This window comes from Anaerococcus sp. NML200574, from assembly GCF_026131665.1.
Classification (GTDB): Bacteria; Bacillota; Clostridia; order Tissierellales; family Peptoniphilaceae; genus Anaerococcus; species Anaerococcus kampingae.
In genome coordinates this window covers 79,780-94,466 of the sequence record NZ_JAMXSM010000001.1, presented here as the reverse complement: position 1 = coordinate 94,466, position 14,687 = coordinate 79,780, and the positions used below count along the sequence as shown (strand labels likewise).

The 14,687-nt window shown below is 37.2% G+C and carries 1 protein-coding gene; it reads left to right on the top strand.

Annotated elements, in window-relative coordinates; all coding sequences use genetic code 11:
- Positions 1-112: 112 nt before the first annotated feature.
- On the top strand, positions 113-14,632 hold the full coding sequence (locus NH286_RS00395) for a SpaA isopeptide-forming pilin-related protein (RefSeq protein WP_265235965.1): 14,520 nt from the start codon (positions 113-115) through the stop codon (positions 14,630-14,632).
- Positions 14,633-14,687 lie beyond the last annotated feature (55 nt).

Sequence of the window (14,687 nt, the reverse complement as noted above, 5' to 3'; positions counted from 1 at the left end):
AATATAAGGAATATATAGATGTAAAAGGAGTGTTTTGTGATAAAACTCAAAGAACAATTTATTAGAAATTATTTTTATAGACAAGAAGTCTTATCAAGGAAGGGAGGGTTTTATGAAAGGAAAGCTTAGCACATTTGCTAGAAAAACCTTCGCCCTAGTCATAGCCATATCCATGTCATTTCCGACAGGGGTTATAGCAGCAGGCGAAGAAACGAAGACCTACGACAAGGCCACGTCAATAATGGGCCTAAATGAAAAACCTAATGAAGAAATACACCAGACAGGACAGTCAGACAACACGGACAAGCTAGAAACTGATGCTTACATATTGCAAGCTAGGGCAAGCTTAGCTGATGACTTAGAAAAGATATCCTATCAGGTTACAATCTCAAACAAGCACAAAGATACAAGTGATAAGGACCTAAGCCTAAAATTTACCCCAAATCCAAACTCAAATATCACAGATATTAGAGTCAAATCAGCCAAGGCCAAGATTGAAAACAAGCTAGCTGATATTGACATCAAAGAAAGGTCTAACAAAGGAGAGATATCAAGCCTAATAGTGGACACTAAAGCCTATGACGAAATAATCATGGAAGTGGAAGCAAATGTTAGAAAGGCAAAAGATGCCAGGACCTATGAGACCTTAATCGGCCTAGATGATGGAGAAAATAAGCTAGACTTAAACTACAGACTCATCACAAACAAAGAGACTGTAAGAGAAGAAAATCAAGACAAAGAAGTCATAAGCCTAGATTTAAACAAAGACCCTAGCGGGAACCTAAGGGGAGAAATCAAATCTGGCGAATTCTTAAGCTTCTTGCAGAGTGCAGATACAATAGTCTGGACAGACTATCTAGTAAATAGCAAGAGAGAATCTGAAAAGATTACCTATGACCTAAAGCTAGATGACAAGCAAGATACTAAAAACACAAAAATCACCCTAGACTACTTTGAAAACACCAAAGAAGGATTCATCTTAAAAAAGGAATTCTCACAAGTAATACCTTTTGCAAACAAGATAGAATTTGAAATTCCAGCTGGCTACATAGCCAAGCTAAGCCTAACAACAAGGGTAGATAAGAAAAACACAAAAACAAAATCCTACAGCCTAAATAATAGACAAGTCAAAAACCCTATATATATAGAAGGAAATAAAGAAACTTCTAACGACGACGATGAAGAAGGCGGGGAAGACAAGTCAGATGACCACACCCACAAAGAGAGTAAGGTCACCACAAAAAATGAAGACGATAAGAAAAAACAAGTAGAGAAAAAAGAAGAAAATAAAAGTCAAACACAAATCACAGCAAAGGATTCATCCGGCAATGAAATCCAAGTGATAGAAAAAGACAAAAAAGAAGACAAGAAAATCTCAGCCCTAGCCCTAAACAAAGACAGCCTAATCACTAGACTATCTGGCCAAGGCAAACTTACACAAGAATTAGAAACTGCTATAGAAAAACTAGCCAGCAATCTTGACTCATATAATGATGAAAAGATTACAGACAGAGAGTTAAAAGACTACACCAAGGCCCTAGCAGAAAAATACAATATCGAAAAATCTGACCTAAGATTTTATCTTGAATCAATCCTATCTGGTGTAAACAAAGAAAAGAATAAGGCAGCCAACTTAAACTACGATGAAATAATCACCTATGCCTATCCAGAAAAGAAAGAGGAAAGAAAAGCAGAGTCAGTAGATAAAGAAACAAAAGAAAAGGCTCAAGTAGAAAATAAGGCAGAAAATAAAATAGCAGAGCCTAAGAAAGATGCAAAAGAAGAAAGGAAAGATACACCAAAGGAAACTCCTACAGAAAACAAATCTTCTAAACCATCTAATCAAATAACAAGCAAAGAAGCAGTAAAGGCCTATAAAGAAGACCTAGCTAAGTTAAAAGAATCTGCAAAAAATGAAGAAAAAAAGGGCGGCCTAATCGAAGGCATCAAGGACCTATTCGGTCAAAGCGACCTAGCCAAGGCAGACAAGGAATTAAAGGCGGCGCTCGCCGATGATAAAAACGGCATAGAAGAAATCCAAAATCTCCTAAACAGCTTTGAGAAAAAATACAAACTCTCAAGAGCCGACCAAGCAAGATTAATGGAAAATAACAACGCTGCCATAGAAGCCCTAGTAGCAAAAGATAGAAACAACAACTTCAGACCACACATCTTTGCAGGTACAGAGTCAAACAAGCTTAACCTAGAAGGCAAGAAATTCCATATCCTAACTCGTTTTGATACATCAAATGCGACAGGACCAATTCAACCCGGACAATTCTTTAATATTATCTTAGACAAGGCGCTTACAGTAAAACCGGGAACTAAGCTTGAGCCTATCAAGTATAAGGGAGAGGTGATAGCAGAGCCAAAATACAACTCTAAAGACAATATCATTGAATACAAGATAGTTAAGGAAATTAAAGAAAATACCCAATTCCCGCTAAATATACCTGTAGACTACAATGCAGGAAATGTAGAACTTGATAAAGATGGGAACTTTACAGTTATAAACAAGGTATCAGGCCTAGGACTAATCAATCCACCAAAAGACCTTTTGCCACAAAAGGTAGATGTAAATGGTAATCCAGCTGGTTCAATCATAGAACCAGGCAGGAAAGATGTAACACAAATCATCGAAGCAGCTGATTCAAACTACAAGGTAGACATGGATGCATATGCAAACCCAGTAGTAAAAGATGGAGAACTTCAAGGTTACAACTGGACTATAAGAATATCATCAGACACAGACCTAGCAACTTTGGGTTTGAAGACAAACTTTACTACAGTCAAAGGATCAGGGCTTGGAGATATCAAAAGCAATGACACAAAAGTAGATTTAAAAGACAACCCAATTAAGGGAGCTTTTGGTATCCACGATTCCAAACACCATGCTCCAACAGGTACAAGAGAAATCACCTACAATCTCTACACACCAGTCGAAGGTATGCAAGAAAAGTACATGATGGATATTTCTGTCATCCTTACCAATAAGAAGGACAAGGAAGGTAAGCCTAAAGTAGGTGCAAAAAGATTTGTAGTAGACGGCTGGCCATTAGATAAGGTCAAAGATGCCACACCTACAAGAGCAGGTATGAACAACAGGACAACAATCCTAGGTGAATTTACAGCAGAAGATGCTGCTAGATGGACAGTAACAGATGCAGTATCAACTGGTGATGTAAATGAAGGCCTACCTCTTGAAACAAGAACTCTCGGTGGAAATCAAAAATATAATGACCCTGCAAATGGAAAAATTGGTATTTATGAAATAGATGCTGAGACTGGTATTATGAAAGATGTATCCCCTAAAGGTTATTCAAATGGATTTCCAGAGGCAAAGCACTCTCCATCAAAGAAACAAGCTGTGGGTACTATAGTTGCATATCAATACGATACTAAAATTAAAGATCAAAATTCAAAAGAACCCCTTAGCTTAGCAGGAGTAGCTATTTCCAAATACCAAGATGTAAGTGTAGAACAAAATTGGAACCTTGATAAGGGTCTAAAAATGCCTGAAATGACATTAAAGGCAGTGGACGGATCAGGGAATGAAATCGGAGAAGCTAAATTTGAAGAATCAAAAGAAGCTAACCCAGACCCAGCTACTAGAAATGTAACCATACCAGATGTAAAAGTGTGGAATATTTCTGATGGTGGTGAGTTTTCTAAAAATGATATAAAAATCAAACAAGACTTTCCAACAACCAACACTGATTCTAGTGGAAACACAATAAATTATTATGAAAATAATAATTTTTATGACTTTAACAAAAAAGGATATTACATCCACAACAAGGCAACAGTACAAAAAATACCGAAATTTGCAAACTTTACCCTTATAAAAAAGGATGAAAAAGGAAATCCTCTACCAGGAGCATACTTTAAGCTCCTAGGTCAAGGTGAGGCAGAAGTTGTGACAGATAAGGACGGTCAGGCACAATTTTCGAACATTTCCCCTGGAACCTACACTCTTTTTGAAACTAAGGCTCCAAAAGGCTACAAGCTTAATCAAGAAAAAACTACTGTAAGCGTAGATGATGCGGGAAGAATATCTACAAGCGGTAGTAAGGCCGAATTGTCAGTAGGAAATAATCCAACAGTAACAGTAGCAGATCCGAATTGGCCTGACTACATGAATGCCATGCAATATGCAACAAAAGATAAAAATGGCAATGTTACAACCTATATCTTCCTAAAAGCTAATGAAGCAAGATCTGGTGGGTCTACAAATAGGGACACCAGACTTAGCCTAAGGGTAAATGGTGGTGAAATACAAAACCTAGATGACGTAAAGGTCTATGACGTAATCCCTGACTATTATAGGGGTCCTGTAAGAACAGCCATGATCCAACAGACAGTTGATCAAAACCTAATAAATCAGCTTGGAGCAAGTGTCTTAAACGCACCTAATAATAATAGAGTAATCAGGGGTACCCAAAATATTAAAGATCCATTTACAGGTCAAGTTGGATACGAGATCACCTTGCCTAAAGAAAGATTTGCAAATGATTGGGGATTCTTAGTTGTAGCAAAATCAAAACCTTTAGGTGGCGGTGCAAATACCCTAACCTATGACTGGCTAACTAGTAAAGAGACTGGAAACAACGCTAAGCTACAAAACCAAACTGTTATGCCAACATCAACAGCACAAGCATCAAAGGGTACAACTATTACAGTAAAAAATGAAGCCTTTGAAACTCGTCCAGTAGAAATCAGAAAAATTGACAAAAAAGATAATCCAATTGTCGGAGCAACCTTTGAAATAAAAGATGAAAACGGCGAAGTGATTTCTACAGTAACATCACAAGCTGCTGATGAGAAAGGCCAAAACGCAGGTCTCGCATCCTTTGGAAAACTTCCAGAAGGAAAATACACCATAGAAGAAATTTCTGCACCAGATGGCTATGTCAAATCTGACGTTATATTTGAAGTGACAGTAGATGATTCTAAGCAAGTAACCTACAAGCCTAAATTTAAAGATGGGCAAGGCTCACCAGTAAATGGTGAAGACTACTTGATAACAGATGAAGAGCAAGCACAAGAAGAAGCTACTGCCAAGATAAATGTTGTAAAACAATCTTTAGTTATAAACGAAGGTGACTCAGGAGATATAGGTGTTAGGCCACAAGTATGGGAAGCCTATAGGCTAGAGTCTCTTAAGTATAATGCTACAATAGACCTTGAACAGTCATCACCAGGCCAAAGATTTTCTATCCAATTTGATAAAAACTTAGACTTTACCCAATACTTTGGAGAATTTCCAAAACTAAATATAGGTGGAGTCGATGTAGCAGATCCATACTTTGACTACACAACCAACAAATTGACCTATGTATTTAACGATAAGTCAATAGGAGGAAAGACACAGGCAAAAATTGAACTTAAGGGTATTATCCCATCTAAATACTATGCTCAAAATGATGGAACCTATCCATTTACAGTAACTGTAGCACCAGGTCAAACAGGAATTACTGGTCAACAAAAAATAAAAGTGGATATACCAGCAGACTACGAGCAATACGACTACGATGGTAAAAATGCCCAAGTACCACAATCCTACTACTTTAGGGATGTATACCAAGATGATAAGGGAGACTGGTATGTAGCAGTACTCGCCTACTACAACCCAGTTCATGTTAGAACAACAGGCCAAAAAGAGCTTAAATTTAACTGGCTATCAACTAACTACCAGGGAGCAACTAAGAACTTCTTTACATGGGAAGGTAATGGTAACAAACCAGCCTTCTCCCTAAGAGATGTTAAGATTTATCGTACATCACCATATATGACGACCATAAAGGCAGGTAATTTTGATAAAAAAGTCAACCTAAATATGCCTCTATCCTACGGTGTAAGGCCAAGTCAAGACCCTGCCAAGTACAACTTGGTATATTCAAAGGCAATTGACCCAAGATATGCTGTAAATAATGATAGACAAGGATCAATCACCCTAAACTACGACCCAGGCCAAATCCAAGAATGGGGAGTAATCACAAAAAATGCTCCACTAAAAATCAAGATGCCAGCAATTGATGATAAGAGCAAGGATGGTTATATCATAGAGCAGACCTTCAAGATTGATAACTTGTATAACTTCAACAACCTCTGGAGAGTCTTCTGTATGACAAACAATGACTTTAAGTCATCCTTTATCACCAGAGCCAACTACAATAAGGCAACAGGTGACCAGGCAGGCGGCGAGATACCAAAATTCTACAGCCAAAAGGTAGCACTAATAAACAAGAGGTACACACCAGGTTCTTTTAAAATCAAAAAACTTGATGAATCTGATAGGAGCAAAACCCTACAAGGCGCAACCTTTAGCTTGACAGATAAAAACAACAATGTGATTTATAGATCTTCTGGTCAAGATGGTATAGTTGATTTTTCTAATCTAAAGCCAGGTATCTATACTCTTAAGGAAGAAAATGCTCCGGCAGAACATATCAAATCTGACAAGACTTGGAGAGTAAACGTCGGTATAGACGGTTATGTAACAATAATAGAAATAGGTCTAGGCTCAACAGGAGATACCCTAGTTGGAAAAGACACTATTGAATTACCAGTTACAAATAAGCCAGTTGCTACAAAATTTACAGTCTATAAGAAAGACAATGAAAATGTTCCACTCCAAGGAGCGAAATTTAAGATAACAACAACTGATGACACAGAAGTTACCACAGGTACATCTGATAAAAACGGTGTAGTTTCATTTGATAAAAAACTTGAAAAAGGAACTTATTTATTAGAAGAAGAATCTGCCCCAGCTGGTTTCAAAAAACTTGACAAAAAATGGGTAATAGAAATAGGTTCTGACAATAAAGCCAGAGTCTACAACTATGTAAAGGGACCTGAAACAGGAACTGACCCAGATGTAAATAAGTCAATCCTAGGAGAAGATGGAACAAAATGGGTAAATGTTGACAAAAGACCAATTGATAGTTGGAATCTAGGAGATAATAGACAAACAGGTTACTACAACAACTGGCCAGTACCATTTAAACTCGGTACAAGAATTGTTGGTAAAAATACCAAAGACCCTAACAACAAATATGTTATCCAAAGATATGTAATAAACCCAGAAGCAGATACAATAACACTTAACCATGCATCAATTCACAGGGAAAAACCTTGGTATAATAACATGGATTGGTATGCAGGCAATGGAGTCTACAAGATATTTGAACTTAATAATGCTGTTGATGGAAAGGTACAAGATATCAGACTTGAAAACTACAGTTTGACAGATATTACAGATGAAGTTAGGACAGAGAAAAGAGTCATATCAGGTGATAACAGACTATATTTAGATTTCAAAGATAGACAAATTACAAAACCTATTGTAATAGATGTCAAAGTACCATACACATCAGAAAACGCTGGAGTAGGTACAGGAATGGACCTTCAAACAAATAAGGGACTATTCTGGAAATCTGATTACTACGAAAGTGCAAGTCAAATTGTAGAAGGAGAACCTGTAGTAACAAAAGGTGAAGCTGGAAACATCAAGGGAGCCTATATATCGGAAGGATCACTAGATGTTAGTAACGAAAAGATTGTCCAAGAATTCTCCTTCACAAAGGTAGACGCAGACAAAGAAACAGATGGTATAACAGGGGCAACATTCAAACTCCAAGGACCAAAGATAACTGATGAGGACCTAGGCAAGGAAGTTTGGAAGAAATCTGGCACAGGCGGAATTGTCAAATTTGACAACCTAGTACCAGGTATCTATAAGCTAACAGAATCAGGAGCCCCACAAGGTTACGAGAAATCCAACACCGATTGGACAGTAACAGTAACCAAAGATGGAAAAATCTATATCAGGGATAATAACCCAGGATCAACAGTTCCTGACCAAGGAGCTAAGTGGCAAAAACTATCAGCAGACCAGCCTAATAGAAACTCTAGCAATAATCCTAGCAAAGTAGCAAGCAGGATTACTGAAGTCAATAAGGCAACAGGCAGGTTTAGGCAAACTTTCTTAGTTAATAACCAACCTGAATACCTAGGTGGGTCACACATAGAAATCCACGCCCAACCAGAAAATAGAAATCTTGACTTAGATAACACTAAAATCCTATCCATTACAGAAGTGCCATATAAATCAAATATAGATAAGCTACCAACAAATGGTAATCCTATAAAATATAATCCTGAAGTAATTGAGAAAAATGGCTACAAGAGGTTAAAGATAACACCTGAAATTCCATATGGTCAAAATAAAACTTACGCAGTGACCATAGAATCCAATATCCCAAACTCTGGTGGAGTAGGAACAGGTATGGACTTCTTTAATAAGTACAATGGAGCTAATAACGGTTATTGGGGAGCAGAGTGGTATGACTCCTTAGACGCTATTAAGCTAGAAAATCCAACATCAAGCTCTACAGACAAAAACACCAGAACCTATGTAGGAAATACAGATGCCTCAGGAAGACAAACAGTAATGTATGCAAATCCTACATCAAAACCAGTCCTATATTTAAATAGAGGACTAATGGAAAGAGCCCTTGGATATAGCCTACTAAACTCACCAACCCCACCAACAGACCTAAACTCAACTATGAACTTTAGGTCAAGAAGTATAAACACCTTCGCAGATGGCCTAGAAATTGGTGATGAAATAGTAGGACAACCTGTCCAAGCGAGTGGATGGCAAGCGGTTGATCCAGCTAATTCAGATAATCCAGATACAAAGAATAGACAACCTAATCAAATACAAACTAAGATAACTCATATAAATAAAAATGAAGGCAAAATTAGGCAAATATTTTTAGTAAACAAAGAAAATATAAAAATGACCAAAGCCAGATTAGACTTTCACCCAGAACCTCAAAACATGCACCTTATAGGGAAAGGAAACAATCCAAATAACTTCCCTGTAAAGTTAAATGTTATAAGTGTAAGGCCAGTTTCTACGAACTCTACTTTAGATAACATACAATATACAGGTGGAGAACTTTCCTATTTAAGTACAAATTACAACGAATTAAAATATTGGAGAAACCAATTAACTTTAAATCAAAATAACTACCAAAGTCCTTTTGTTGTCGAAGTAGAATTTGAGTATCAAAAAGCTGGCGCTATAGGATTAGGTGCCAACTACAGGCCAAATCGTGCTGATTCTGGAAAAGATTACTGGGCAGCAGAAAGTTATCAAAATGGACCTTCAGGCATCAACAAGAGCCAACCAAAGATAACTTATAGAGATGGCTACGAAGATACAACCATACCAATGGAATATCAAACCAAAGATGACCCTAATCTAGAAGAAGGTCAACAAAGAGTTGAACAAGGTCATGATGGTGTAAAGAGAACCTTCTATAAGTATGAGCAAAGTGATGGTGTAGACACAGGTAAAAAGACCCTTGATACAACAAAGGGTAACAACGGTGTTGAGATAATCAAAGAGATGAAACCTCAAATAACCTATAATGGTACAAAAAAACCAGGACAAACAGGTTACTCTGTATCTTACAACACACCAGAAAATGGTACTTTGGAAGTAAGTCCAACAACGGCAAATGCTGGAGACATAATTACAGTAACAGCTACTCCAAAAGAAAACTACAAATTAAAATCTCTATACTATAGAGATGAAAATGGAAATCAAGTTGCTATTAACGGAAATACTTTTAAAATGCCAGCTGCAAAAGTAAATGTATTTGCCGAATTTGAAGAAGTTTCAACTCCTACTAACTACACGATTACTGTTACTCAACCAGAAACCGGTGGTACAATCTCTGCAAGTCCAGAATCTGCAGCAGAAGGAGCAGAAATTACATTAACTGCAACTCCTGCTGTAGGATATGTCCTAGACAAGTTCACAGCAACTTCAAACGGGCAAGAGATTGCAGTAAATGGTAATAAGTTTACAATGCCAGCAGGCGATGTAAGTGTATCAGCTAGCTTTAAAGAGTCCAAGGATCCACTTGATAGCTTTGTTCCTGAAGAAGGCAAGGATATACTTGTTCCAGATGGAGAAACAGCTGAGATAGTAAAAATTACCAACAAAAAAGCTGGTATTAATCCTAAGATTCTTAAGAGATCTCCAGGTGGTGAAATTCTTCCAGGTGCTACATTCACAATTAATAAAATGGAGGATGCGACTTACTCAACAATCGACAAAGGTTTTGGAACCCTAACAGCAACATCTGATGAAAAGGGTGATGTAATATTTAAAGACCAAGCTGGCAATGATATCAAGCTTCAAAAAGGCTACTACGTTCTTAAAGAAACCACGGCCCCAACAGGCTATAAGAAAAGTACAGCTGATTGGAAGATTGAGGTCAAAGATGATGGCGGTAGAATGTATGCCGAATACCAAGGACCAGAAGCAAGTCCATCAAGCTTTATAAACGATAATAAGAAGTCAAATGCAGGATATTCTGCTGATAATGCTGGTATCAAGTATAAGTCAAGGCTAACCTTTATAGATACAGAATCTAAGACCTATATCCAAAGAATCTATATAGATACAAGAGCCTATAATGGAACAAAGCCTCTAAACCTTCAAATCACACCGAAGTATAAGAGAGAAGAAAAAGATGCTGCAGGACAACACCCAGAAACTATAAAAGATGGTGTAAAGACTGCTTATTTCACAGCTTATAAGTTATCAAATCCAAAAGATTTCAATAATATGAATGACCCTGAACTTGATAAGATTATAAGAACTTACGACCTTGCAAATGATAATATGTCTATGATAAAGACAGCTAGATGGAGACCATTTGACTGGGGCTTTGACGAAGACCAACTAAACCTTGAAAAAGGTGTCTATATAGTAGACGTAGAAGGCTTCTATGATGATGTTATAATCACAGGTAAGTCTGATAAGAAGGATAAGTACAATATCCCACAAGAAGACTTAGGTAAGCTTGATCTTCACGTAGATTTCTATGAGGGAGAAAGACACTTTAAGCAACTTAAACTTGATGAAAATGGAAATGCAAGATACGAAGCCTTTGACGGTGCATCCTATCAAGGCGGTGCTAGTGAGGTTACAAAATATGTAAAATCACAAGAAGGCGAAAAAGCAGCCGAGGCATGGTCAGACAAGAAGGATGAAGGAGCAAAATACAAAAACTTTGTAGGTAAAGAAGTCAAATATAAGGGCAAAACTTACAAGACTGGTATTATCGACCCACCACTTGGAAGTCCAAAAGTCCATGCAGACACAAGGGTTGATCTTAACCCACTTTATAACTCCAAGGGCCACCAAGAAATCCCAAGGGAAGGTCTTGAGTTTATAAACGAAGAAGAAACCTTCAACATTACCTTCTCTAAGCACGGTCGTAAGGATCCAAAAAAAGACATCAACAGCCAAGAGGTAACAAACAACAGGCTAGAAGGTGCAGTCTTTAAGCTCCAAGTTCGTGGACCAGGTGGTACCTATGAAGATATACCAGGTACAACTGTAGCATCAGCCTTCAACGGTTACTTCGGATTTAGGGGACTAAAGCCAGGTCGTTATAGACTGATGGAAGTAAAGGCTCCAGAAGGCTACAAACCAATCAAAGACCCTGTACTTCACTTTACAATTGCCTATGAAAAAGGTGATATTAATAAAGAAACTGGAGAAATCACACCAGGTAGGGGTGTTGTAACCCTTGAGTATAATGAAGGTAATGGTATCTTCGAATATGCTCCAGATCTCAAAGATGAACATGGTAAACCAATCACCCCAGAATCTGGTAGACTAGTCGACTATGTAACAAGCGCTACTGCCAAGAACATGGGTAAGATTATCAACGAAGTCCCAGGAAAAGGTGAGGTAACCCTTACTAAGAAAGATGATGCAAATAACTCACTTGAAGGAGCAGAGTTTAAGCTAACTAGAATTAGTAGAGATATTAAAAAAGACGAAGATCCAAAGCAAAATGACGGAACTTATACAAAAACTACCGGTAATGATGGAAAAATAGTCTTTGACCAACTTCCAATCGGTCAATACGAACTAGAAGAGACCAAAGCTCCAAAAGGATATCAAAACAAGGGTAAAAAATGGAGATTCACAGTCGGTGGTGTGGGACTAGACCCATACATCAATGACAGCGACGTTGGAGATAGAGATATTTCTAAGAGTATTGAAATGACATCAACTATGTCAGTTCTAAGACCAGATGGAAATGATGGCACAGAAAATGAAAAAAATTCAAAGATTCACCCACACAAGGGTCATGCTCTTGAATTTAAAAATGAATTCAAAATCAAAGATGACACAGCAATAAAAGCTGGAGACTACTTTACAATCAAGTTAACTGACAACATCGACCTTGAAGGAATAATGAGAGAAAAATCACAAAATCTCGATTTATTCGCAGATGGAGTAGGTACAATAGCCAAGGCTAAGTATGATAAAGAAGCGGGAACACTAACCTATGTCTTCACATCTTATGCCGACCAGTATAATAAGACTGCTTTTGCAAATACCATAACAGCCCATATTAACCTATATAAGGTACAAAACTCAAGTAATAAAGAAGAAGTTGGTATGGGGATAAAGGATACAAACTTTACTAAAAATAATATTGCTGTAGTTTACGACCTTGATATGGCAAAAAACGAATATAACAACGCGAATATGACATCGAAGATAGTAAGCTTTGATAGGGAAAGTGGAGAATTTGTTCAATACTTCTATATCAATAGAGAAAGGCTACAAAATGATGGAGCACTAACGTTTAAGTACAAGCCAAGCGAAGCTGTAAGCAACTTGAAATTTGATTTTATAAGACTAGATCAAAATGGAAAATATGTTTACAATTATAATACAGGTCAGTACTATAGTACAGATGAATATCTGAAGAGAGATATGCCAGAATCATTTGGTGTAAATGAAAGATCTGATAATCTAACTAATTATGGTCAGCTTGGTCCTTATGAGCGAGAAGCTAATAGTAATTTAAACATATCAATCGGTTCTATAGGGGCGCAAAACTCCATAATTTTAAAGGTTACTGGTAAAGTTAAAGGAGATAACATTTCATCTTTCGATACCTATGCACAACTTTTTAATAAAATTCCAGTTTATGACTATTATGGAAACACTATAGGTTATAACGTAGGATATTATGTAGAAAGAACAAATGGAGTTCGTATCTTTGAAAACAAGACTACAGCAAGTGCTGAGCTTAAAATAGAAGCAATCAACCCTAAGAATGAAATAATCTTCAAGAAGATTGACCAAGAAGGAAAGATTCTACCAGGAGCTGAGTTCAAACTTGAAAAGTACTACGAAGACAAAGGTAAATGGATTGAAGTTACTGGTTCAGAAAATTCTTCTGACGATAAAGGTCTAGTTCATTATGAAAAATTAGAACCAGGTAAATATGCCCTAATAGAAACCGAAGCCCCTGAAGGCTACGCTAAGATAGAAGGACATATCCAAGAATTTACTGTAGGCGAAGATGGTGTAATCACAAGACAAGTTGTCAAGGAAAAGCCAACAGAAAAGCCTCAATCATTAATAGCATCAATAGGAGTAATGGTAGGCTCGGTAGCAAGTGCTATAACAGGAGATGCGAATACTGAAACAGCGACAGAACCTGTAAGTAAAGAGCCAATAAATGTAATCAACTACAAGGAAATTGAGTTTGAAAAAGTTGATGCCAATAACTATGAGACCAAACTTAAAGGTGCTGAATTTGAAGTTCATTATAAGGAAAAAGAAGACGGAAAATACCAACCTTATAAGGTCACTAAAGACGGCAAAGAAGTAACTATGACAGTGACTTCTGGAAAGGATGGTAAGTTCAAACTTCCTATCTCCAAAGACGGCTACTATGCCCTCATAGAAACCAAGGCACCAGATGGTTATACCAAGGTTCCTGGCAAGATTAGAGAATTTAAGCTAGAAAATGGCAAGGTTAAAACTCTTGAAAAGGATCCATTGAAGGCAAGTCACAAGACAAGCGATAAGGGACAAATCTCAAGTGAGATTATATCTGTGGATATGAAGGATAAAACATTTAAGCAAAGAATAATCATTAACCCTAACCATGAATCTATGACAATTCCATCTTCCCAATCATATATCCGTATCAAGGAAAATGACTGGAAGATAACACCTAAGTACAAGAGTTCTAGTGGATTTGGTCTAGGTGGAGAAGTCAATGTAGCTATTCTCAAGAAAGATGGCAAAAAGACGCTTGATAAGTTAACAAAAGATGACTACAAGAAAGTAGATGCAATTTCATTCACTACAGTTAACAAAATCACAGGTTCAAGATATGGACTAAAGGATATGCTTGGTTCGACAGACACGACAGATGAATCAATTACAACAACAGATGCAATTGTAATGGAATTTACTGGTAAGCTTGATGAAAATAATAAAACAGGCATAGCAGATCAGCTATTTGAATTAATCTTTGACGACTTGTCAGAAGATGATAGTATTAGAGATAAGCTAGATGTCAAAGCTCTAGCTGAGAATAAACCAATCTATGCAGACCATGATTCAAAAAATCCAATCCAAGTAGAAAATAAAAAAGCCGAATACCCATTCACAAAGAGTGTGGGAACAGCAATTTTCACAGCTATCGGATTGTTCTTCATGGTACTAGCCGGATATTACTACTCTAGGAAGAAAAACAAAGGATTAGAAATTGGAAACAATTGATAGTCTGAAATAAAAAAATATTTTTACTGACCCAAGTCTGGTGCCTGCCAGACGG